We start from the raw sequence: 21,117 nt of genomic DNA on the forward strand, positions 1-21,117 counted from the left end.
TGTCGGTTCGCTGTCTGTCATCGCGTTATTCCTCTCCCCACGCGAACAGCCCGCGCAGCTCTTCGCCGACGTCCTCGACGTCGTGGTTCTTCTCGGCGGCGCGCAACTGCTTGTAGCTCGGGCGGCCCGCCTGGTTCTCGGAGATCCACTCGCGGGCGAAGGTGCCGTCCTGTACCGCTTCGAGCACCTCCTCCATGTTCTCACGGGCCTGCTCGTCGACGACCATGTCGCCACGGGTGAGCCCGCCGTACTCGGCGGTGTCGGAGACAGAATCCCACATCTCGCCGAGCCCACCCTCGTACATCAGGTCGACGATGAGTTTCAGCTCGTTGAGGCACTCGAAGTAGGCCATTTCCCGGGAGTAGCCGGCGTCGACGAGCGTCTCGTAGCCCTGCTTGACCAGCGAGGTCACGCCGCCACAGAGGACGGCCTGCTCGCCGAAGAGGTCGGTTTCGGTCTCCTCGCGGAACGTCGTCTCGACGACACCCGCTCGCGTGCAGCCGATGGCCTTCGCGTAGGCGAGTCCGACGTCGTGGGCCTCGCCGGTGGGGTCCTGATACACCGCCAGCAGACCGGGCGTGCCCTCGTCGTTCTCGAAGTTGCGCCGCACCAGGTGGCCCGGCGACTTCGGTGCCACCATCGTGACGTTGACGTCCTCGTCGGGTTCGATCTGGCCGTAGTGGATGTTGAACCCGTGGGCGAACTGCAGCGTGTCGCCGGGTTCCAGCGCGCTCTCGATGGTCTCGTAGACGGCCGGCTGGACGGTGTCGGGCACCAGCACGCTCACCAGGTCGGCTCGTTCGGCGGCCTCGTACGGGGTCGCCACCTCGAGACCGTCGGCGACGGCAGCCTCCCGGGAACTGGAGCCCTCCCGCAGGCCGACCACGACGTCGACCCCCGAATCGTCGAGGTTCTGTGCGTGGGCGTGGCCCTGGCTGCCGTAGCCGAGGACGGCCACGGTCCGGTCGTCGAGTACGGTGCTGTCGGCGTCGTCGTCGTAGTAGATGTCTGCGCTCATGTGTGCGTCTCGTCGACCCGGGCGGTCTCGGCCTCGCCGCGCGCCAGCGCCGCCTGACCGGTCCGGGCTATCTCCCGGATGCCGAACTGCTCGTAGGCGTCCAGGGCGTCGTCTATCTTGCTCTCGTCGCCGGTTATCTGGACCGTGATGGTCCGCGGCCCGGCGTCCAGCGTCTCGCCGCCGTACATCTCGGTGATGGCCTGGACCTTGTCCGGCTCGTCGCCGTCGACCTTCAGGATGACCAGTTCGCGGGCGACCGGCTTCTCGTCCAGTTCCCGGACGTGCACGACCGGCAGCAGCTTGTTGAGCTGCTTTTTGGCCTGTTCGATGCCGGGGTCGGGTTCCTCGATGACCATCGTGATGCGGGAGTAGCCCTCGTTCTGCGTCGGCCCGACGGTCAGCGACTCGATGTTGAACTGCCGCCGGTGGAACAGTCCGGAGACCCGCGCCAGCACGCCGGGTTCGTCCGCGACGTACGCCGAGATGATGGTCCGGCGGGGCTCGTGTTCGACCTCGACCTCGGGGTCGACGCGGATGCCCTGTGAGTTCCGGCGGCCGACCGGCCGCTTTCGCTCCTCGGGTTCCGGTCCCTCCAGGCCGTCCCGTCGGACGTTCTGATTCCGGCTCACAGCTGGTCCTCCGCGAGGGCGAACAGGCCGTTGTCGCCGCCGCTGGGCACCATCGGGTAGACGTTCTCGCCGGGGTCGATGTGGGCGTCGACGACGCTGGGGCCGTCGTACTCCAGGGCCTCGGCGACGACGGACTCGACCTCGTCGTAGCTCTCGATGCGGAACCCGCGGGCGCCGAACGCCTCCGCGAGCGTGTCGAAGTCCGGCACCCAGGGGTACTCCGAGGCCATGTGGCGCTGGCCGAAGAAGGCGTCCTGCCACTGGCGGACCATGCCGATGGCGGCGTTGTTCAACACGACGATGGTGATGTCGAGTTCCTCCCGGACCGCGACGGAAAGCCCCTGACACGTCATCAAAAAGGAGCCGTCGCCGTCGAAGCAGACGACCTCCTGGTCGTCGTCGGCCGCAAGTTTCGCACCGATGGCGGAGGGGACGCCGTAGCCCATCGCGCCCAGGCCGTGCGAGGAGACCCACGTCCGGGGCTCGGTGTAGGTCCAGTACTGGCAGGCCCACATCTGGTGCTGGCCGACGCCGGTCGTCACGATGGTGTCGTCGGCCGTCGCGCTGTCGAAGGCCTCGACCACGTACTGCGGCTTGACGGGGTCGTCTTCGGGCGCGGCGTAGTCCATCGGGTACTCCTGTTTCCACTCCCGGCACTGCTCGCGCCACTCGTCGGCCTCCGGGGACCGCGGCATCGCCGTCGCTAGCTGCTCGAGGACGGCCTTCGCGTCGCCGAGCAGCGGGTAGTCGGCCTCGACGTTCTTCGATATCTCCGCGGCGTCGATGTCGACGTGGATTATCTCGGCGTCCGGAGCGAACGTCTCGACGCCGCCGGTCAGACGGTCGTCGAACCGCGTCCCGACCGCGAGCATGCAGTCCGTCATCGTGATGGCCATGTTGGCGTAGCCGGTGCCGTGCATGCCGGCCATCTCCAGGGAGAGTTCGTGGTCCTCCGGGAACGTGCCGATGGCGGGCATCGTCGTGACGACCGGAATCTCGTGTTCGACCGCGAACTCGCGTAGCTCCTCGCAGGCCTCGGCCTTGATGACGCCGCCGCCGGCCAGGATGACTGGCCGGTCGGCGGCCGCGAGGACGTCCGTCGCCTCGCTGACGGCCTCGGGGGCGGCAGTCTCCGGCGGACTGTACGTCGATGGGGTCCGCGGCTCGCCGGGGTCCTCGCTCGCCGCGCCCTTCGTCACGTCCTTCGGCAGGTCGACCAGCGTCGGCCCCTGGCGGCCGCGCTTAGCCAGCGCGAAGGCGGTGCCGACGTCGGTGCCGACCGACTCCGGGTCGTCGGAGAAGAAGTTGGCCTTCGTGATGGGGCCGGTGACGCCGACCGTGTCGGTCTCCTGGAAGGCGTCGCTGCCGACGAAGTCCGTCGGCACCTGCCCCGTCAGCGCGACGACGGGGTCCGAGTCCATGTTGGAGTCGGCCAGCCCGGTGACGAGGTTCGTCGCGCCCGGTCCCGACGTCGCCATACAGACGCCGGGGTCACCGCTGACGATGCCGTAGGCGTCCGCCGCGTGGGCGGCGCCCTGCTCGTGGGCCATCGTGACGTGGGTCATCTCCGAGCTGTACAGCGCGTCGTAGACGGGCATGATGGCGCCGCCCTGGACGCCGAAGAGGTGCTCGACGCCCGCGTTCTCGAGGGCGCGAACGACCGCGTCGGCGCCCGTCTCGACCTCCGTCGGCCCCGTCGCGGCCGCGTCGGACGCGTCGGCCTCCGCGGGTGCCTGTTTCGGTTCGCCGCTCATGGCGACTCACCGGTCGTGCGATACCGTCGGTTGGTGTCTCGTGTGTACATGGTCTGGGTGGAACTGTCCGAAATCGATGCGAACCGCAGCGACGAGAATGGTGGTGTCGGGGCTAGGCGGCCCCTACGATCGTGGCCGCGACGCTGGTCACGAACGCGAACGAGCGTCGTCCAGCGGTCGCGTCCCTCATCACGTCGTTCGTACTGCGGGGAACCATCATAAGCGTTCCGCGTCCTGCAAGCGTTGCCCGTGCGTCCGTGTCGGCCGTACACCTGTCGCTGGCTCGGGCGAAAGCCGTCCGCCGAGGGCATCCTATATGCGAACCTCCTCGCGTCGGACGCCCACGTCGCGGGCGAACTCCTTCAGCTGCTCGAAGGTGACCTGCTCCTTCGTGGCGCCGTGGTCCTTGACCCGGCGGGTCACCTCGCGGACCTCCCCCTCGGTCGGCTCGAAGCCGGCCTCCTCCAACCGCTGGCGGACGGAGTGGGTGCCGGTGTGCTTGCCGAGCACCAGCTCCCGGCTGGCGCCGACCATCTCCGGCGTCATGACGCCGGGCTCGAAGGTGTCGGCGTTCTCGATGACGCCGGCAGCGTGGATGCCCGACTCGTGGGAGAAGGCGTTGTCGCCCACGATGGGCTTGTTCGCCGGCACGTCGATGTCGCTTTTGCCCTCCACGATGCGGGCAAGCTCCGTGATGCGCTCGGTCTTGATGCCGGTGTCGACGTCGTACAGCGACTCCAGCGCCATCACGACCTCCTCGTAGGCGGCGTTGCCGGCCCGTTCGCCGATGCCGTTGACCGACACCTGCGACTGTGCGGCGCCGGCCTCGTAGCCCGAGAGGGCGTTGGCGGCCGCCAGCCCGAAGTCGTCGTGGGTGTGGACGTCCACGTCGGCCTCGGTGTGGGCGACGACGGTCTCGACCATGTCGTAGAACCGCCGCGGCGTCGCCACCCCGCAGGTGTCGGGGATGTTGATCCAGTCCGTCCCCGCCTCGGAGACGGCCTCGATGATGTCTATCAGGTACGATTCGTCGGTGCGCGTGGCGTCCATCGGCGAGAACATGCAGGTCGCACCGGCCTCGTGGACGCGCTCGACGGCCTCGACGGACCGTTCCAGCGCCTCCTCTCGGCTGGTGTGCATCGAATCCTGCAGTTGCACGTCGCTGGTCGAACAGAATACGTGCACCATCTCGACACCGGAATCGAGTGCGGCGTCGATGTCCCCCTCCACGACGCGGGCCAGCCCGCAGACCGTGGTCGACGTGGCCTCGGCGATGTCCCGTACCGCCTCGAACTCCGCCTCGGAGTTGACCGGGAACCCCGCCTCGATGACGTGGGTACCCATGTCGTCGAGGACGGCGGCTATCTCGCGTTTGTCCTCGTAGGAGAACGAGGTACGGGGTGACTGTTCGCCGTCGCGCAGCGTCGTGTCGAAAATCCGGGCCTCACTGATCTCTGAGGTACTATCTAGAGTGCCCTGGAAGAACTCGATCCGCCGGCGAAGCCGACGTATCCTCGTGCTGTGTCATTGCAACTCGTGGGAGGCGCCTCTACCTATTTAAAACTGTCCTTGAGACAGATGTTGCACGGCTCTCCGTCTCGCCCGGGCAGGGCTCTCCGAGGAAACCGCCCGACATAAACGCCTAGTACGTGTTCCATTCTCCTTGTACTGTGAGGTACGAGATCCGACGGTCGGACCATGACGGCAGGGATGATGAAGATTATTTCTCGATACAGGTGTGAAATAACCAATCACGAGCCTCGCGCGCGGTCCGGAAGTTGACGGACATTCAGTCTCGGGGCGGCCGGGCCGACCCGGATCGGGACCCGGACACAGGATTTATAATGGACGAAAATGTAGTTTTCGGAGCGTGGTATGTATGCACACACCAAACGAAGCAGGGGTCGGAGGGGAAAACGGGAGTCCACGCGATAACGAGTCGCCGGGTAGCGCGGTCTGGATGTGGCTCGAGGGTCTCGCGGGAGGGCTCATCGCAGCGGGTGGCCTCCTGATCGCGCTCCCGGTGTTGGCCGACCTGACGGACCCCCTGGGACTCCTGTCCTCGACCGTGGTGACGTTCGTCGCTATCGTCGCCTGGATCCTCGTTTGGGGTCTCGTCGGGACCGTTCGAGGACGGGTCAAGGGCGCGTTCAACTGAGTCAGCAGTGGAGCCAACTGCCCGGCCGGACGACGGCCCGCTTCTCCGAGGCGAACGCGTCACCAGCCACCGTTATCACCTCGGGGCGAGACGCCCCCGGTATGATACGTAGCTTCGACGGCGTCGAACCCGACATCCACGAGAGCGCCTACGTCGATCCCGCGGCGGTCGTCATCGGCGACGTGACCCTCGAGGCCGACGCCAGCGTCTGGCCCAACGTGACGCTGCGGGGCGATCACGGCGAGATCGTCCTGCGGGAGGGTGCGAACGTACAGGACAACGCCGTGGTCCACGAGGGCGCCGAGATCGGCCCCTACGCGACGGTGGGTCACACTGCCATCGTCCACAACGCCGAAATCGGAGAGCGCGGCCTCGTCGGGATGAGCGCGACCGTGCTGGACCGCTCGACCGTCGGCAGGGAGGCGATGGTCGGCGCCAACAGCCTCCTCACCGAGGGCACCGAGGTCGAGCCCTCGACGCTGTACGCCGGCGTTCCCGCCGAGAAGGTCAAGGAAGTCGAGGAGTCGCCGTGGGCCTACGCCGCCGACCAGTACGTCGAGCTGGCGCGGGAACACGCCGACAGCGAGCGACTGGAGTAGGCCGCCCCCGCCTCCGGCTACCCCGAACGCTTCCGGAAGTACGCCCGCGTCCGGCGCTTGCCCTCGACGACGAACTTCAGGCGGTCCAGCCACGTCTCGTTGCGCATCGAGAAGCTACTCGCCGGCTCGAAGGCGACCCGGTCGCCGGCCGGCCGACAGCGGCCCCGGAAGAGCCGCTGGCCGAGTTTCTCGACGCCGGGCGTGTGCCAGTGACACAGCAGACAGCCGGGCTGCCCCTCCTCGACGGACCCCGGAACGTCCAGCAGCGCGGCGTCGCCGTCGAGTTCGACGTCGGCGACCGTCCGCGTCGTCGGCCAGCCCTCGCCGTCGACGACGGTGAAGGCCAGCCGATCGTAGGAGCCGGCCTCGGCGGGGTCGACGCCCTGCTCGGGCCAGGCGGGGAGCCGTCCGGCGTCGGCGTCGACCGCCTCGACGGCGACCGGCTCTATCTCGACCACGACGCGGAGGGCGTACCATCCGAAGAAAAAGCGGCCGATCCGGGACTCCAGAAGCGACGACGTACCCGAGAAGGCGTCCTTCTTCGGCGAGTCGGGTTCGGCGGCGATGAGTTGCTGGACGTACTCTGCGTTGGCCTCGAGGTCGTCGTCGTGGACGGTACCCCGTCCTCGCAGCAGGAACGGCTCGCCTGCGTCGTAGAACAGTACGGAGAGTTGCGGGTTCTCGCGGACCGAGTCGACCTTTCCCGAGAAAGCCGGCGGCGACGTGACCACCACGGTGTCGTCGTCGCCGTCGTAGAAGGGACTGAGTGGGAACGTCTCGGGGCGGTTGCCGCTCGCGGTCGCTACCTCCGCGGCCGCGGAGTCGTAGACCGCACGGCGGAGGCGGTCGGCGTCGACTCGCCGGTCGGCCGTGGGGGTCATCGCGTCCTCACCGCGTGCATGTACCCGACGAGGGCGCGCGAGGAACTTAACAGGTCGGGCGCGCGAGCGACGAGCGAGAAATGCATCACCACCACGGCCCGGATGTAACTAAATTAGGCTTCTCAAATCTTATTTGTGGTCGGTGAAAGTTACACTCGTATGGACCGTCGGCGGTATCTTCAGGTACTCGGTGTCGGAGGGGCCCTCTCGATTGCCGGCTGTGCCGACAGTGACTCGGCGGACACCGACGCCACGGTGCGCGGGAAGACGCTGACGCTCGCAACGGCGACGACCGCACACGACAGCGGTCTCCTCGACGAGTTGAACCCGGAGGTCGAACGACTGTTCGGCGCGGGGGTGGACGCGGTCGTTCGCGGCACCGGCGCGTCCCTCCAGGTCGCCCGGGACGGCGATTGCGACGTCGTTTTGGTCCACGCCCGGCCGCTGGAGGACGAGTTCCTCCGGGCCGGCCACGGCATCAACCGCCGGTCGGTCATGGTCAACGACTTCCTCGTCGTGGGTCCGCCCGACGACCCGGCCGGGATAGCCGGCGAGGCGCCGCTGGCGGCCTTCGAGGCCATCGCCGACGCCGGGGCCCCGTTCGTCTCCCGGGGAGACCGCTCGGGAACGCACGTCCGGGAGCGCCGTCTGTGGGCCGAGGCGGGCATCGACCCCCGTGGAAAGTGGTACGCCGAGACCGGGCAGGGCATGGGCAAGACGCTGCTCGTGGCCGCCAACACCGGCGCCTACACCCTGACCGACCGCGGGACCTTCCTCAACGTTGCCGACGAGCGGCTACGGGCACACGTCGACTACGGTATCGAGGACCCACCGTCGCTGCTCCGCAACGAGTACGCCGTCATCCCGGTCAATCCCGCCCGCCACCGCACGAACTACTCGCTCGCGATGGCATACGTCGGGTATCTCACCGGACCGGGCCGCTCCGGCATCGAGTCGTTCCGAATCGACGGCAAGCGGGCTTTCCGTCCGCTCGGGCCGGGCGAGACGCCGTCCTTCGAGCAGTACGTGCCCCGGGATTGGCGGCGGGAGTGACCCGGACTCCCGGCGGGAGCCGTCGGCCCTTCCGTGCGGTCTCACCCGGTGCCGTCAGTCGTCGTCGGCCGCCGTCCCGTGGGCGTCGGGAACGTCGTCGAGCGCGTCCGACCGGTGGGTGCCGGTGGGCGGGAGGTTGGTCTCGGACGCCGGCGACGACCCGAGGTCGGTGCCGCCCTCGATGTCCGTCATCTCGCCGTCGGCCTCGCGGGCGTCCTGGTCGATGCGCATCGAACAGAACTCGACGCCGCACATCGAGCAGAAGCGTGCCTCCTTGTAGTTGTCGCCGGGGAGCGTCCGGTCGTGGTACTCGCGGGCCCGCTCGGGGTCCAGCGCCAGCTCGAACTGCCGGCGCCAGTCGAACTCGTAGCGTGCCTCCGAGAGGGCGTCGTCCCAGTCGCGGGCCCCGGGCAGGCCGTTGGCGACGTCGGCGGCGTGGGCGGCGATGCGGTAGGCGGCCAGCCCCTCGCGGACGTCCCCGGCGTCCGGCAGCCCGAGGTGCTCCTTCGGCGTGACGTAGCAGAGCATCGCCGCGCCGTGGCGGGCGGCCTCGGTCGCGCCGATGGCGCTCGTGACGTGGTCGTAGCCGGGCGCTACGTCCGTGACGAGCGGTCCCAGCACGTAGAACGGCGCGCCGTCACAGACCTCCCGCTGGCGCTCCATATTGTGCCGTATCTCGTCCAGCGGGACGTGTCCCGGCCCCTCGACCATCACCTGGACGCCGCGATTCCACGCGACGCGGGTGAGTTCGCCCAGCGTGTCCAGTTCCGCGAACTGGGCGTCGTCGGAGGCGTCCGCGAGCGACCCCGGCCGGAGGCCGTCACCGAGGCTGAACGTGACGTCGTGCTCGGCGAAGATGTCGCAGATCTCCTCGAACCGAGTGTAGAGTGGGTTCTGCTCGCCGTTCTCCTCCATCCACTGTGCGAGGATGGAGCCGCCGCGGGAGACGATGCCGGTCGTCCGGCCGTCCGTCAGCGGGAGGTGCTCGGCGAGCACGCCCGCGTGGACGGTCATGTAGTCGACGCCCTGCTCGGCCTGCTTCTCGATGACTTCGAGCAGCAACTCGGGGGTGAGGTCGGCCACGTCGTCGACGCGGGTAACCGCCTCGTAGATGGGGACGGTTCCGAGCGGCACCGGCGAGTGGGCGACGTTCCGCTCGCGTATCTCGTCGAGGTTCTCGCCGGTCGAGAGGTCCATCACCGTGTCCGCGCCGTAGTGGACCGCGGTGTGGAGTTTCTCCAGTTCCTCGTCGGCGTCGCTGGTCGTCTCGCTGTTGCCGATGTTGGCGTTGACCTTCGTCGAGAAGTCCCGACCGATTATCATCGGGTCCAGCGCCTCGTGAGCGTGGTTGTTCGGGACGACCGCCTGCCCGCCAGCGACCCGCTCGCGGACGAACTCCGGCTCCCGGTTCTCCCGTTCGGCCACCCGCTCCATCGCGGGCGTCACCTCGCCGTCGCGTGCGCGCTGTAACTGGGTTCTCGGCATCGATTCGCTAGTAATACAACTAGATAATAAACGTTGTGCCGGGCGGCGAGGTCGCGGGACGGGGACGACGGTCCGGCAGTCACAGCCTCGCGGCCACGGCGTCACGAGGAGAGCCAGGCGTACGTCTGGACGGCCCCGAAGGTGAGCGAGAGGGCGGCGTTCTCGACGACCAGCACCGTCCCGGCGTCGGGGTGTGCCCGTGCGGCGACGGCGAGGACGCCGAACAGCGTCGCCAGCAGGAGGTTGTACTTCGCCAGCGCTTTCCAGCACGACTGGTCCAGTTCGACGAGTCCGTCCGAGCCCATGGACGGACCTGTGAGCGAGCGGGCATAAGCGACGGGACAGGCGGCCGTCCACCGGGGTCGCCACGCCCGGTCCAGCTACCGGGGAGTCGGCGTGAACGGGAGCCACCCGTCCGGCTGTTCGGGGAGGCCCCGGCTCCGGAGTTCGGGATCGCCGTCGGTCTCGCGGACCTCGATGCGGCCGTTACAGAACTGCGAGAGCGTCCGGACGGTCTGTTCGTCGTGACTCGCGGGGTCGATGAGGAACACGCCGAGGCCGTCGACGCTGTCGATGCGACCCACGAGCGTGTGGACGAACCGCGAGACGGTCTGGAGGTCGCCGAAGGAAAGCAGCGTCGACAGCGAGAACAGCCCGGTCCGGACCCGCTCTATGTCGTCGCCCCTGAAGTCGACGTAGACGTCCGAGAAGCGCATCCCGATGCCGGTCAGATCCGAGGGACCGGCGACGGGGAGGACCCGGGCCGGCACCTCGGCGTCCTCGTCGCCGACGCAGTCGAGGATGGCGGTGTCGTCGTCGCTGACCTGGATGCCGATGCGCTCGCAGTCGTCGGCGATGCGCTCGGCGCGCTGGTTCGTCGTGATGACGATTGCGCCCTCGCCGGTGGGTCCCGCGAGGAGTTGCAGGCCGAGTTCGCGGGCGCCCTCGTGTCGCGGGCCGGTCAGCAGGACGGTCGTTCCCGGCCTGATGCCGGACAGCGGGAGGCGGTCGAACTCGTAGGGGACCTCATCCATCGGTCTGTCCCCCCTCGGTGTCCCGGAGGCGGTGCCGCAACTCCAGTTGCTCCATCGCCTCGTCGGCGTACAGCGACAGTAGCTCCCGGTCCCGCTCGGCCAGCGAACGCGCCTCGGAGTGGTGCAGGCAGAACACGCCGACCCGGTGGCCGTCCGTCGTCGTCATCGGGGCACCGGCGTAAAAGCGGATGCCGGCCGCCCGGACTTCCTCGTTGTCGCTGAATCGGGGGTCCTCGGCGGTGTCCTCGACGACGGTCACGTCCTCGTCGAGAATCGCGTACGTGCAGATGGTCTCCTCGCGTTCGAGGCTGTCGAGCGACGTGCCGTGACACGAGATGAACCGCTCCTCGTGACTCGCTATCAGGCCGACGGCGGCCGCGTCGACGTTGAACTGTTCGGCGGCGAGTTCCGTCAGCCGACCGAGCGACGCCGACAGCGACGCCGGGTCCTCGGCGTACCGTTCCAGCGCCGCCAGCCGCGCGTCCTCGTTTTCGGGCAGCGGGTAGGCCGTCTGACTCCTGAAGGCCAGACTGTGTTCGACGATGTCGACGAGTCGGTCGACGGCGTCCGGGTCGCCTTTCGGGACGTACTCCGCGATGACATCGCCGAACGCCGCCGTGTCTATCTCCTCGAGCGACCGGTCGGTGTAGAGGACGCACGCCGTGTCCGGCGCGGTCCGTCGGCTCTCCCGCAGCAATTCGAGACCGCTCCCGTCCGGGAGGTCGTACTCGGTGACCAGGCAGTCGACCGACTCCTCGTCGAGTTCCGTCCGGGCCGCCTCCAGGGAGTCGGCGCCGCGAGTCCGGAAGCCCCCCGCCTCGAGAGCGTCCCTTGTCCGGCCCAGTTCGTTCGTGTCGGAATCTATACAGAGTATCACACGCTCAGGTCGCACACCAGATATTAAAACACACGGATGGGTTCGACGACTGTACGGACCGTTACACGAGCGTGATGGCCCGACCCGCTCAGTCGTCGGCCGGCGCCGGGTCGTCGGCCAGCGCCCGCCGTGTCGCCGGCGCGAGCGAGGTCAGGACGGCTTCGCCGGCCCGCTTCCGCTCGACGAGGCCGCGCTCCGCCAGCCGCGAGAGGTGGTGTGAGACCGTCGATGCCGCCCGGTCGGTCGCCTCCGCCACGGCCGTCACCGAGGCGGGTTCCTCCGCCGCGACTGCCTCCAGCATCGCCGCCGTCGCGTCCGCCCGCAACGTCCCGGCCAGTTCGGCGTCGGTCCCCGCCGGCGCGAACCGGCGCGTCCCGGCGACGACCGTCCCCGCCACCAGCCCCGCCTCCCGGAGCACGTCGACGTGGTACTCGACCGTCGACTTGGTGACGCCGACCGCCGCGGCGATGGCCGAGAGGCTCCGTCCCGGCGCCGTCTCGATGGCCTCGTAGACCGCCGCACGCGTCGGCTGGTCGAGGACGCCCTCGGTGTCGGCACGACCGAGGTTCCCCGAGGACGCCGCCAGCCGGAGCGTGTCCAGCGAGGCGGCGCCGCCCGAACCGCCGCCCGCGCCGCTGGCCTGCATCGCCTGCTCGGACGTCGCTGCGGCGCCGCCGGCCTGGACCGGCACGACGAGCGCAAAAGCCAGACACACCACCAGCACCGCGACGACCGGCCGAACGTCCATACCGTCGCTGTGCGACCCGCCCGTGTATGTCTTGTGCTACGGCCGTCGAAACGGTGCCCGCACCGGCGAACTGCCAGGGGTAGAGAATATTTTGGTTTGGGGACAACCACACAATATAACCCGGCGGAAGACCAACCGGATCCCATGGTCCAGACGATATCCGCGACCCGACTCCGGGACTGGCTCGACGAGGACCGGGAGTTCGCGCTACTCGACACCCGGCCCGAGGAGAGCTACGAGGCCTGGCACATCGAGGGCGCCATCCAGTACACCTACAAGCCGGCCTTCGAGTTCGACGCCGCGGCGTTCCGCGACGCGACCGGTCTCGAACCGGACGACGACATCGTCACCATCTGTGCGAAGGGCGTCTCGTCGTTCGACATCGCCAAACGGCTGGAGGACGCCGGCTACGAGAACGTCACCGTCGTCGAGGACGGCATGGAGGGCTGGAGCCGGGTCTACGACGTCGTCGACGTGCCCACGAGCGGCGACCTCGAAATCGTCCAGTTCCAGCGCCGCGCGAAGGGCTGTCTGGGCTACCTGATCGGGGACCCCGCCGCCGAGGTCGCGGCCGTGGTCGACCCGACGCGACACGTCGAGACCTTCGCCGCCGAGGCCTCCGACCGCGGCTACTCCATCGAGTTCGTCCTCGACACCCACGTCCACGCCGACCACCTCTCCGGCGGCCGCGAGTTGGCCGAGTACGTCGGCGCGACCTACTACCTCGGCGCCGACGCCGCCGACCGCGGCGTGAGCTACGACTACCGGCCGCTGGCCCGCAACGAGATCGTCTCCGTCGGCGAAATCGACCTCAAGGCCGTCCCGACGCCGGGACACACCTCGGAGATGGTGAGCTACCTCGTCGACGGCGAGGCGGTCCTGACCGGCGACACGCTGTTCGTGGACAGCGTGGGCCGTACCGAACTCCAGTTCGGCGACGGCGACGCGGCCTCGGGCGCGGAGATGCTCTACGACTCGCTGCACCGGACGCTGCTTTCGCTGCCCGACGACGTGACGGTCCTGCCGGGGCACTTCTCGCTCGCGGCCGACGGTACGACCTCGGTCACCCTCGGCGAGCCGGTGGCGACCACCGTCGGGAGCGCACGCACCGGGCTGGACCTCCTGACTGTCGACCGCGAGACGTTCGTCGAGCGGCTCACCGGGTCGCTGCCGGCAAAACCCGCGAACTACGAGACGATAATCGCCATCAACGCCGGGCGCGAGGCGCCCGACGACGAGGAGTCGGCGGTCGAACTGGAACTCGGACCGAACAACTGCGCGGCGACCGGGGACTGACCCCGCCTGGCCCTCGCAGGCGGCCGGCTACTCGTCGTGGAACCCCTCGACGCCGTCCAGTTCCAGCACGAACTCGGGGGTGAAGGCCGCCGCCGGCGTCTCGAAGCCGACCTGGTCGCCCTCGAGGACGCGCTCGGCGGCCGTCGTCGCGGCGTCGACGGTCAGGGCGTACGTCTCGGGCGTCTTCAGCCGCGAGGTGACCGTCGTCTCGCCGTCGGTCGCCTCCCCCCAGACGTAGCAGGCGCCCCGTTCGCGCTGGCGGGCGGACGGTCCCGAGACTGTCAGTTGGGCGACCGATTGCAGCGTCCGCTTGACCGGTTCGACCTCCAGCAGCGGCAGCACCGGCCGGCCGAGCCGGAGCGCCCGCTCGGCCGCCTTCGGCATCGCCGTGTACACCTCGACGTTCCCGATGCCGGTCGTGTAGTAGGCCGTCGAAACGTCCCCCCACGGGATGGCGACGGCGTTGCGCTCGCCGCGCCCGAAGTCGATGCGGCGGCTCCGGTGGGCGCTCGGCACGTCGACGATGTCCCCGTTCCGGCGCACCTTCCCGCCCTGCCCGGCGTGTTCGATGGCGGACGCAAGCGTGCCCTTCGAGACGCTGCCGCTGGGGTCGAACCCCAAAGCGAGGTCGGTCGCCCCCGGGAGGCGGTCGTGGAGGTGGCCCGCCAGACAGTCCGTCGGCACCACGTCGAAGCCGACCCCGGGAAGCAGACAGACGTCGGCCTGCTCGGCCTCGCGGTCGCGTTCGGCGACGGCCTCGAAGACCGACAGTTCGCCGGTGATGTCGAGGTAGTCGGTGCCCGTCTCCAGACACGCCTCGACCATCGGCTCGTAGGTGTCGACGAACGGGCCGGCACAGTTGAGCACGGCGTCGACGTCCTCGAGGTGGTCGGGCGCCTCGCCGACGCCGAAGGACCGACTCTCACAGTCCAGCCGTCGGCCGAGGTGTTCGGTCCTGACCTCGTTGCGGCCGGCGACGACCGTCTCGACGCCCCGGTCGACCGCCTCCTCGGCGATAAGTTCGCCCGTGTAGCCGTAGGCACCGTATACGAGCAGCGTCATGTGAGAGCGTTCGTCGGCCCGACTCAAAAATCCCGCCGGGTACCCGGCAGGTCGCCGCAAGCTTATCGAGGTCGCGCTCGCAGAGCCCCCATGACCGAACGCGACGTCGTCGTCCCCGACGGGATGGACTCGCTGGACGCCATCGCCGACCTCGCCGTCCGGGCGGAGTCGCTGGACTACGATCGCCTGTCGGTGCCGGAGGTGACCGGCCGCGACGCGGTGACGGTGCTTGCGACGCTGGCCGAGCGGACCGACGACATCGGCCTCTCGAACGACGTTCTCTCGCCGTGGGGGCGCTCGCCCGCGATGCTCGGCCAGACCGGCGTCACGCTCCAGGAGGCGAGCGACGGCCGTTACCGGCTGGGGCTCGGCGCCTCCTCGCCCGACCTCACCGAGCGGTGGCACCTCGGCAGCTTCGAGCGGCCGCTGCGGCGCGTCCGGGAGACCATCGAAATCCTCAAGCAGGTGTCGGCCGGCGAGCAACTCGACTACGACGGCACCGTCTTCGATGGCGGCGGCCTCCGGCTTCGCGGCGTCGAACCGACCGAGGTATCGGTCGACCTCGCGGCGCTCGGCCCGAAGGCAACCGAACTCGCCGGTCGCTTCGCCGACGGCTGGGTGCCGCAACTGTTCACGCCCGACGCGCTGTCCGAGCGGATGGACGACCTCCGGCGCGGCGCGGACCTCGGCGACCGCGACCCCGCGGACCTCCGGGTCGCCGTCACCGTCCGCTCGTGTGCGCTGGCGGACGCCGACCGCGCCCGGAACGTCGCTCGCCGCCAGCTCGCGTTCATGATCGGCGCCTACGGACCCTACTACCGGCAGTCCATCGCCCGGCAGGGCTTCGACGGGGAGACCGACGCCGTCCACGACGCCTGGAGAGAGGGCGACCGCGAGGCGGCCGTCGACGCGGTCACCGACGAGATGGTCGACGGCCTCGTCGCCGCCGGGTCGCCCGATGCGGTCCGGGAGACCGTCCAGCGGTTCGAGGCCGTCGACGGCGTCGACGCCGTCCGGATCGGGTTCTTCGGGGAGATGACCGCCGAACAGCGCCGCCGGACGATGGACGTGCTGGCCTGAGCGCGGGGCATGGCGGGGACGAGGGCGGGAAGCGAAGACCGGAGAGCGGGCTGGCCACCGGATCGGCGGTTTCGGCAGGGTGGCCGGCCCCGAGGTTTAATCCGGGACGCCCGCGACGGACGTAGCTAAGTAGGGGGTACGATGCTGATTCGACCGTCGAAACTGGTGCTGGGGCTCGCGGTCGTCCTCGTCGGGGGAACGATCGTTGCGGCGTACACCGGCGTGGCCGAACCGTTTCTCACGCCGTCGACCATCCCGGGAACGCCCGTCCAGGGGTTCGTCGCGGTCGGCGTCGCCGCCCTCGTCGGGATAGCCGGTTCGGCCTACCTGGACCGGTCCGCCTGGAAGCGCACGGGGCGGCGTGCCGGCCTCGAACCCCAGGCGGCCGGACTGGTCGGAAACCCGCCCGAGGGGAACCGCCAACTCCTGCCGGCGCCGGTGCTCGAAGGCAGCGCCAGCGGTCGAGAGGTACGTGCGAGGACCTACACGGTGAGCACCGGCAGCGGCGACTCCGGGTCGTCGACGACCTACACAGTCGTCGAGACGGCACTTTCGACGCCGGTCGAGTGGACCGCGCTGTTCGGACACGGGCCGACGGTCCCGGGCGAAGGTCTCTCGAAACTCGGATCGATGGAGTCGACGACCGTCGACGGCGAGTACACCGTAGCGGGGGAGGTGCCGGCCGACGTTGGTCGGGAGATACTCGACGACCGCGTCCGGGAGGCGCTGGACGACCTCGAAGGGGGCGTCGCGGTCGGGGACGTCCAGAGCGCGACCGTCGACGCCATGCAGGAGTCCCTGGAGGGGGCGGACGACTCCGTGGCGGGCACGATTGCCCAGGGGATGTTGCGCCTGGCCGACGACGGCGAGGACGGTCCCTCCGAGTGGGTCCGGGTCCGGACCGAGGGACTCCTGCTCGATTCGACCGAACTCGAACGGCGGATCGAGGCCGTCGCCGCCGTCGCGGAGTCGGTGGAGCGTCACGAGGCGAGTCGCTGAGCGGGCTCGAGGGGCGACCTTCAACGACGCTGACACCACCGACAACAAAAGCGATATACGGAAGCTGTCCGCAATCGTTTCCACTGATGGTCCCTCCAACGCGACGCCGCCTCCTCCAGGCAGCGACGGCCGTAACCGCAGGCCTGGCCGGCTGTAGCGCCCTCTCCGGCGAGGAATCGACCGCGACCCGGACGGTCTCGGAAGACGACGGCCCGCGACCGCCGAACGGGGGTTCCGAGTCGGACCCCGACACCGTTCTGGTCCGCGCCGATACGAGGTATCCGCCCGTCCGGATTCCCGACGGCGACGGCGAGCCGACCGATCCAGCACGCCTGGAGCGGTTCCACCCCCGCCTCAAACACGAGATCGTCGATTCGGCATCACGCGCCGAGAAACTCACCGTCGCCGATGGCGTCGACGCCGAGCCGGTTTCGTCGTTCGTCTCCGCGACCGACTTCGACAGCGAGACGCTGTATCTCGAATCCAGCACCGTCGAGGCGTGTTTCCGGCTCCAACTGTGCAGCATCTCGTGGTCGACCGACGAGATACGGACCGACTACGCCCAGCAGGTCCGGCCCTACGACGATCGGTGTGCCGCCGACGAGTACGTCTTCGAGTCACGGCTCGTTCGGATCCCGGCCGCGCTCGACCGCGACGAGGTCAACTCCTACGGCTCGAGCGTCGGCGGTAGCGGCCGCTGCGACCGGGACGGGCCGGGCGGCGCGGAGGGAACGGCCGACAGCGGACAGGCCGTCGACACGGTGACGGCGGCCGTCGACGGGGGTGCGGAGTGATGGACCGCTCCTCGACGACGCGCCGGCGGTTCCTGCTGGCGGCCGGCGCCGCGAGCAGTGCGGCCCTCGCGGGCTGTAACGACCTCGGCGACCTCGGCGAGGGCTCCAGCGAGGAGATACCGCTCGGCGAGTTGCCGGAGGTCCCCGACGAGGGCGAGTCCGTGCCGGTCGTCGCCGACGCCGTCCCGGTCGACATCGAGCGGGCGAAGCTCCAGGCGACGGCGACCCGCGTGACCGACCTGCTGGAGACGCTCCCGCTGCCGCTCGGTGCTCGGGAGATCCCCAACGGCTACGTCCGCGGCCGACTCGTCGACGCGGCGGACGAGGCGACGACGTACCTCGACGAGGCCCGATCCGCGACGACCCGGCTGTCGGCGCTGCAGTCGCTCCGGTACGCACGGACCGAGGCCCGGTTCGCCGCCGAAGGGTGGGCCTTCGTCGAGGACGGACGGACGAAAGCGGAGCTACGCGAACGACACCGCGAGACGGTCGAGGACGCCGAGGCCTTCCGGTCGGCCCACGAGTACCGCGGCACCGACCCCGTCCGGGCCGTCGTCGTCCACGCCCACGTCGAGGCGAACGTCCGGCGGGTCCTCGCCGACCGCGAGCCGTCCGTCTACGAGGAGTCGGGAGATCTCCTGACCGTCGCCGAGTGGGGCGAATACGCCGAGTCGGCACGCACGCACCTCGAGGACGGTCGCTACCTCTACGAGCGGTTCACGGACTCGCTTTCGCCGGGCGCCGGCAGCCTCGAGGGGACGTTCGACTCGGCGGCCGACTCCCTGGTCACCGACGTTCGGCGCCGACGGGACGAACTCCCCCCCGAGGGGACGCCCGACGAGCGGGACCTCGGCTGGGAGCTCCAGTATCGACTCCGCAGCGACGCCGAGTCGAGCGCGAAAAACGTCGGCGACGGCGACGGCGCGGCCAGTACGGTGGTGGACGCCACCGGGGCGTTGACGGATCTGCTGGCCTACGAGCGAGTTCGGAACCGAGCCGAGGACGGCGAGCGATTCGGCGCCGAGACCGGCGCCGACGTCCGGGAGGCGCGGTCGACGGCGCTGGAGACCATCCGGGCGGCCCTGACCGAGGCCGAACGGCCGGCCCTGGCTCGCGGCGTGCTGGCCGACGCCGCCGTGCAGGTCACCTTCGCCGACGAGGAGCTGGCCCGGATTCGCCGTAGCGTCCGGCCGCGGCGCCTTGACGACCCGATGCGTCGGTACGTCACCGCGACCGTGCGGGCCCGGAGTGTCCCCGAGGCGACCCGGCAGGTCGTTGCGGCGCTGGAATCCTGAGCCAACTCGGGGACAGGTTTGTACTACCTGCGCCACACGGACCGGACGGGAAGGTCGACACGAGCATGACCGTCCGGAGACCACCAGTCAGGCAGGCACCCACTGGCGACGAACCGGCGGCGGGGGCCGGCCGGCGCATGCGAGACCGGTGCCGATGATCAGCGCGGGGTTCCGCATCCAGTTGCCGGAGCACCTGTGGGTCTCGGAACTCTCCCGGGAGTTCCCGGCCGGGGAGTTCCGCCTGCTGTCCGGCTACAAGCTCGACGATCACGCGCTAGAACTCGGCGAAGTCGTGGCCGACTCCGCCGGGGAGGCCGTGGCCGCGATGCGTTCTCACCCCGCAATACGGTCCTACGAACTGCTGGAATCGGAGCCGGGACGGGCACTCGGCAAGTACGAGACGACCCAGACGGACCTCTACGAGTTCGCCGAGCACTCGACGCTGGCCATCGAGTTCCCGGTCGTGGTGCGGAACGGCTGGTACAGTTTCGACCTCACGGGGACCCGCGAGGAACTCGACGACCTCCGGTCGGTCCTCGAGGCGTCACCGCTGTCGTACGAACTGGAGTCGCTCGTGTCCCGGACCGAGACCGACTCGCTTCTGACCGAGCGCCAGCGGGAGGTCCTCGAAACAGCGGTCCGTGAGGGGTACTACGCAGTTCCCCGCGAGTGCACCCTGACCGACCTCGCCGACGCGCTCGGCGTCGACAAGTCCTCGGTGAGCACGACGCTCCGTCGTGGCGAGGCGAAACTGGTCAGGTCGGCGCTCGTCGGTCCCGACACCGCGTAGCCGACGGGGGACGGCGAGAACGGTCGAACGTGCCCGGCGGGCGTCGCCGGTACCGGAGACCGACCGTCAGCCCGACGCCGGGGACCGTGCCCTCGCTGTGTCCAGCCCCGCGATCTCGAATCGGGCGCCGCCGGCATCGCTTTCGGTCACGTCGACGTTCCAGCCGTGTGCCTCGACGACGCTCTCGACGATGGCGAGGCCGTAGCCGGTGCCCTCCGCACGCGTCGTGTAGCCTTTCTCGAACACCGTCGGCCGTTCCTCGGGCGGAATCCCGGGACCGTCGTCGGCCACGTAGAGGCAGTCGCCCTCGATGCCGACTTCGATGGAGACGTCGTCGCCGCCGTACAGGATGGCGTTGCAAAACAGGTTCTCGAAGGCCCGTTTCAGGCCGCTCCTGTCGGCCCGGACCTCGAGGTCGCCGGTCGCTATCTCGACGGTCGCCGCGGGCGTCGCCGTCGCCGCCCACGCGTCCGCGAGCACCGCCGACAGCGTCACCGACTCCTCATCCCCGACGGTCTTGCCGGCCTCCGCCATCGTGCGCATCTCGTCGGTCAGTTCCTCGATGCGGTCGTGGGTCTCCTCCAGTTTCGCCAGGTGCGAGAGGTCGCCCGTCTCGCGGGCGAGTTCGGTCGTGCCGGCGGCGACGGCCAGGAGGTTCTTGATGTCGTGACTGAGGATAGACCCGAACTCGTCGAGCCGCTCGTTGTGTCGCTCGAGCTGTTGCTTGCGGGCGTAGGTGTCCGTGACGTCGGCGGCGATGGCGACGAACCCCGTCGTCGTCCCGGTCTCGTCGGTGATCGGTGCGATGGTCTGGTCGACGACGTAGGTCTCGCCCGACTTCCGGCGGTTGACGAGTTCGTCCCGCCAGACCTCCCCCGACGTGATCGTCTCCCACAGCCCCTCGTAGACGTCGGCGTCCTGTTCGCCGGACTTCAGCATCCGGGGCGTCTTGCCGATTGCCTCCTCGGCGGCGTAGCCGGTCATCTCCTCGAAGGCCGGGTTGACGTACCGGATGACGCCGTCGCGGTCGGTGACGTACACCGTGTGGCCCGCAGCTTCGATGGCCTCCCCGAGGAGCGCCGGGGGCACGTCGCCCGCGCTGGCGGACAGTTCCTCGCTCATCCCGACGGTCAGGCAGCCAGACGGTTCGATCCGGCGGACAGCGGGTGCGAGACGCCGGCCACCTCGTCGACGGCCGCCCGGAGTCGCTCGGGGTTCAGCGGCCACTCGAGGACGCGGCCGAAACTGTCCCCCTCGTAGTCGGCGACGACCCCGCCCTCCGAGAGGAGCACGACGTGGCAGTCGTGACCGTCGGCTCGAAGCCCCTCCAGCAGTTCCCCGGCACGCATGTCCGAGAGCTGTTGGGCGACGACCACGATGTCGGTGTCGTCGTCGACGTCGCCGAGGGCGCCGACCCCGGAGGTCGCCACCGAGGTCGAAAAGCAGTCGGACAGCCACTCGGACAGCATGACGGCGCGGGAGCGCTCGCTCTCGACGATCTGGACCGTGGGTCGGGTTGCTGACATCGTGACCGTACATCGGGTCCCCATCCCCAACGACGTACC

The 21,117-nt window shown here is 69.5% G+C and carries 22 protein-coding genes; 9 read left to right on the top strand and 13 right to left on the bottom strand.

Features of this window, described 5'->3' with window-relative positions; translation table 11 throughout:
* Positions 1–25: 25 nt before the first annotated feature.
* From ilvC to NLF94_RS10220, 4 genes are all read right to left on the bottom strand, one after another.
* On the bottom strand, positions 26–1,018 hold the full coding sequence (ilvC, locus tag NLF94_RS10205) for a ketol-acid reductoisomerase (RefSeq protein ID WP_254841366.1): 993 nt from the start codon (positions 1,016–1,018) through the stop codon (positions 26–28).
* The gene (gene ilvN, locus NLF94_RS10210; RefSeq protein ID WP_254841367.1) at positions 1,015–1,647 is read right to left on the bottom strand and encodes an acetolactate synthase small subunit; all 633 of its coding nucleotides are present in this window, start codon (positions 1,645–1,647) and stop codon (positions 1,015–1,017) included. Before ilvN ends, ilvC begins: the two co-directional genes overlap by 4 nt.
* Complete coding sequence (gene ilvB, locus NLF94_RS10215; protein WP_254841368.1) at positions 1,644–3,401, bottom strand: biosynthetic-type acetolactate synthase large subunit; 1,758 nt, start codon at positions 3,399–3,401, stop codon at positions 1,644–1,646. The genes ilvN and ilvB overlap by 4 nt, the downstream gene beginning before the upstream one ends.
* A gap of 312 nt (positions 3,402–3,713) precedes the next feature.
* On the bottom strand, positions 3,714–4,913 hold the full coding sequence (locus tag NLF94_RS10220) for a LeuA family protein (protein WP_254841414.1): 1,200 nt from the start codon (positions 4,911–4,913) through the stop codon (positions 3,714–3,716).
* Positions 4,914–5,280: 367 nt separating this feature from the next.
* Here NLF94_RS10220 and NLF94_RS10225 point away from each other — a divergent pair, with 367 nt between their 5' ends.
* On the top strand, positions 5,281–5,559 hold the full coding sequence (locus tag NLF94_RS10225) for a hypothetical protein (RefSeq protein WP_254841369.1): 279 nt from the start codon (positions 5,281–5,283) through the stop codon (positions 5,557–5,559).
* A 101-nt stretch (positions 5,560–5,660) separates the two neighbouring features.
* Positions 5,661–6,158 carry a gamma carbonic anhydrase family protein gene (locus tag NLF94_RS10230; RefSeq protein ID WP_254841370.1) on the top strand — a complete coding sequence of 166 codons (498 nt, stop codon included), beginning with the start codon at positions 5,661–5,663 and terminating at the stop codon, positions 6,156–6,158.
* Between the two features lie 17 nt (positions 6,159–6,175).
* Here the strand turns inward: NLF94_RS10230 and NLF94_RS10235 are convergent, their stop codons facing one another.
* Positions 6,176–7,039: a pyridoxamine 5'-phosphate oxidase family protein gene (locus tag NLF94_RS10235; RefSeq protein WP_254841371.1), complete on the bottom strand. Its 864-nt coding sequence runs from the start codon at positions 7,037–7,039 to the stop codon at positions 6,176–6,178.
* 159 nt (positions 7,040–7,198) lie between these two features.
* Between NLF94_RS10235 and NLF94_RS10240 the strand changes: the two genes are divergently transcribed.
* Complete coding sequence (locus NLF94_RS10240) at positions 7,199–8,092, top strand: ABC transporter substrate-binding protein (protein ID WP_254841372.1); 894 nt, start codon at positions 7,199–7,201, stop codon at positions 8,090–8,092.
* A 54-nt stretch (positions 8,093–8,146) separates the two neighbouring features.
* On the opposite strand, the gene thiC is transcribed toward NLF94_RS10240, so the two are convergent.
* The 5 genes from thiC to NLF94_RS10265 form a co-directional block, all read right to left on the bottom strand.
* On the bottom strand, positions 8,147–9,577 hold the full coding sequence (thiC, locus tag NLF94_RS10245) for a phosphomethylpyrimidine synthase ThiC (protein ID WP_254841373.1): 1,431 nt from the start codon (positions 9,575–9,577) through the stop codon (positions 8,147–8,149).
* A 101-nt stretch (positions 9,578–9,678) separates the two neighbouring features.
* Positions 9,679–9,882: a hypothetical protein gene (locus tag NLF94_RS10250; RefSeq protein WP_254841374.1), complete on the bottom strand. Its 204-nt coding sequence runs from the start codon at positions 9,880–9,882 to the stop codon at positions 9,679–9,681.
* Positions 9,883–9,957: 75 nt separating this feature from the next.
* Positions 9,958–10,611: a DUF7504 family protein gene (locus NLF94_RS10255; protein WP_254841375.1), complete on the bottom strand. Its 654-nt coding sequence runs from the start codon at positions 10,609–10,611 to the stop codon at positions 9,958–9,960.
* On the bottom strand, positions 10,604–11,488 hold the full coding sequence (locus tag NLF94_RS10260) for a GAF domain-containing protein (protein WP_254841376.1): 885 nt from the start codon (positions 11,486–11,488) through the stop codon (positions 10,604–10,606). The genes NLF94_RS10255 and NLF94_RS10260 overlap by 8 nt, the downstream gene beginning before the upstream one ends.
* An 88-nt stretch (positions 11,489–11,576) precedes the next feature.
* Positions 11,577–12,236, bottom strand: coding sequence for a winged helix-turn-helix transcriptional regulator (locus tag NLF94_RS10265; RefSeq protein WP_254841377.1), 660 nt, complete (start codon positions 12,234–12,236; stop codon positions 11,577–11,579).
* 144 nt (positions 12,237–12,380) lie between these two features.
* Here NLF94_RS10265 and NLF94_RS10270 point away from each other — a divergent pair, with 144 nt between their 5' ends.
* On the top strand, positions 12,381–13,532 hold the full coding sequence (locus NLF94_RS10270) for an MBL fold metallo-hydrolase (protein ID WP_254841378.1): 1,152 nt from the start codon (positions 12,381–12,383) through the stop codon (positions 13,530–13,532).
* 27 nt (positions 13,533–13,559) lie between these two features.
* Here the strand turns inward: NLF94_RS10270 and NLF94_RS10275 are convergent, their stop codons facing one another.
* Positions 13,560–14,594, bottom strand: coding sequence for a saccharopine dehydrogenase family protein (locus NLF94_RS10275; RefSeq protein WP_254841379.1), 1,035 nt, complete (start codon positions 14,592–14,594; stop codon positions 13,560–13,562).
* Between the two features lie 90 nt (positions 14,595–14,684).
* Between NLF94_RS10275 and NLF94_RS10280 the strand changes: the two genes are divergently transcribed.
* The 5 genes from NLF94_RS10280 to NLF94_RS10300 all read left to right on the top strand — a co-directional run bounded on the left by NLF94_RS10280 (position 14,685) and on the right by NLF94_RS10300 (position 19,552).
* Positions 14,685–15,674 carry a TIGR04024 family LLM class F420-dependent oxidoreductase gene (locus NLF94_RS10280; protein WP_254841380.1) on the top strand — a complete coding sequence of 330 codons (990 nt, stop codon included), beginning with the start codon at positions 14,685–14,687 and terminating at the stop codon, positions 15,672–15,674.
* A 141-nt stretch (positions 15,675–15,815) separates the two neighbouring features.
* Complete coding sequence (locus NLF94_RS10285; RefSeq protein WP_254841381.1) at positions 15,816–16,673, top strand: hypothetical protein; 858 nt, start codon at positions 15,816–15,818, stop codon at positions 16,671–16,673.
* 86 nt (positions 16,674–16,759) lie between these two features.
* On the top strand, positions 16,760–17,467 hold the full coding sequence (locus NLF94_RS10290; RefSeq protein ID WP_254841382.1) for a hypothetical protein: 708 nt from the start codon (positions 16,760–16,762) through the stop codon (positions 17,465–17,467).
* Positions 17,467–18,762 carry a hypothetical protein gene (locus NLF94_RS10295; protein ID WP_254841383.1) on the top strand — a complete coding sequence of 432 codons (1,296 nt, stop codon included), beginning with the start codon at positions 17,467–17,469 and terminating at the stop codon, positions 18,760–18,762. Before NLF94_RS10290 ends, NLF94_RS10295 begins: the two co-directional genes overlap by 1 nt.
* A gap of 154 nt (positions 18,763–18,916) precedes the next feature.
* Positions 18,917–19,552 (top strand): helix-turn-helix domain-containing protein, encoded by a 636-nt coding sequence (locus NLF94_RS10300; protein ID WP_254841384.1) that lies wholly within the window; start codon positions 18,917–18,919, stop codon positions 19,550–19,552.
* A 66-nt stretch (positions 19,553–19,618) separates the two neighbouring features.
* On the opposite strand, the gene NLF94_RS10305 is transcribed toward NLF94_RS10300, so the two are convergent.
* The gene (locus tag NLF94_RS10305) at positions 19,619–20,674 is read right to left on the bottom strand and encodes a two-component system sensor histidine kinase NtrB (RefSeq protein WP_254841385.1); all 1,056 of its coding nucleotides are present in this window, start codon (positions 20,672–20,674) and stop codon (positions 19,619–19,621) included.
* Positions 20,675–20,682: 8 nt separating this feature from the next.
* Positions 20,683–21,078, bottom strand: a complete 396-nt coding sequence (locus tag NLF94_RS10310) for a DNA-binding transcriptional response regulator (RefSeq protein WP_254841386.1) — start codon at positions 21,076–21,078, stop codon at positions 20,683–20,685.
* Positions 21,079–21,117: the final 39 nt, after the last annotated feature.

Origin of the sequence: Natronomonas marina (assembly GCF_024298905.1) — an archaeon.
GTDB lineage: Archaea > Halobacteriota > Halobacteria > Halobacteriales > Haloarculaceae > Natronomonas > Natronomonas marina.

What these genes read in the sequence shown, in the direction of transcription:
- ilvB (WP_254841368.1), bottom strand. Translation starts at nt 3,401, where the DNA reads ATGAGCGGCGAACCGAAACAGGCACCCGCGGAGGCCGACGCGTCCGAC.
- ilvC (WP_254841366.1), bottom strand. Translation starts at nt 1,018, where the DNA reads ATGAGCGCAGACATCTACTACGACGACGACGCCGACAGCACCGTACTC.
- NLF94_RS10310 (WP_254841386.1), bottom strand. Translation starts at nt 21,078, where the DNA reads ATGTCAGCAACCCGACCCACGGTCCAGATCGTCGAGAGCGAGCGCTCC.
- NLF94_RS10275 (WP_254841379.1), bottom strand. Translation starts at nt 14,594, where the DNA reads ATGACGCTGCTCGTATACGGTGCCTACGGCTACACGGGCGAACTTATC.
- thiC (WP_254841373.1), bottom strand. Translation starts at nt 9,577, where the DNA reads ATGCCGAGAACCCAGTTACAGCGCGCACGCGACGGCGAGGTGACGCCC.
- NLF94_RS10305 (WP_254841385.1), bottom strand. Translation starts at nt 20,674, where the DNA reads ATGAGCGAGGAACTGTCCGCCAGCGCGGGCGACGTGCCCCCGGCGCTC.
- NLF94_RS10300 (WP_254841384.1), top strand. Translation starts at nt 18,917, where the DNA reads ATGATCAGCGCGGGGTTCCGCATCCAGTTGCCGGAGCACCTGTGGGTC.
- NLF94_RS10230 (WP_254841370.1), top strand. Translation starts at nt 5,661, where the DNA reads ATGATACGTAGCTTCGACGGCGTCGAACCCGACATCCACGAGAGCGCC.
- NLF94_RS10280 (WP_254841380.1), top strand. Translation starts at nt 14,685, where the DNA reads ATGACCGAACGCGACGTCGTCGTCCCCGACGGGATGGACTCGCTGGAC.
- NLF94_RS10250 (WP_254841374.1), bottom strand. Translation starts at nt 9,882, where the DNA reads ATGGGCTCGGACGGACTCGTCGAACTGGACCAGTCGTGCTGGAAAGCG.
- NLF94_RS10255 (WP_254841375.1), bottom strand. Translation starts at nt 10,611, where the DNA reads ATGGATGAGGTCCCCTACGAGTTCGACCGCCTCCCGCTGTCCGGCATC.
- NLF94_RS10270 (WP_254841378.1), top strand. Translation starts at nt 12,381, where the DNA reads ATGGTCCAGACGATATCCGCGACCCGACTCCGGGACTGGCTCGACGAG.
- NLF94_RS10225 (WP_254841369.1), top strand. Translation starts at nt 5,281, where the DNA reads ATGCACACACCAAACGAAGCAGGGGTCGGAGGGGAAAACGGGAGTCCA.
- NLF94_RS10295 (WP_254841383.1), top strand. Translation starts at nt 17,467, where the DNA reads ATGGACCGCTCCTCGACGACGCGCCGGCGGTTCCTGCTGGCGGCCGGC.
- NLF94_RS10265 (WP_254841377.1), bottom strand. Translation starts at nt 12,236, where the DNA reads ATGGACGTTCGGCCGGTCGTCGCGGTGCTGGTGGTGTGTCTGGCTTTT.
- NLF94_RS10290 (WP_254841382.1), top strand. Translation starts at nt 16,760, where the DNA reads ATGGTCCCTCCAACGCGACGCCGCCTCCTCCAGGCAGCGACGGCCGTA.
- NLF94_RS10240 (WP_254841372.1), top strand. Translation starts at nt 7,199, where the DNA reads ATGGACCGTCGGCGGTATCTTCAGGTACTCGGTGTCGGAGGGGCCCTC.
- NLF94_RS10285 (WP_254841381.1), top strand. Translation starts at nt 15,816, where the DNA reads ATGCTGATTCGACCGTCGAAACTGGTGCTGGGGCTCGCGGTCGTCCTC.
- NLF94_RS10235 (WP_254841371.1), bottom strand. Translation starts at nt 7,039, where the DNA reads ATGACCCCCACGGCCGACCGGCGAGTCGACGCCGACCGCCTCCGCCGT.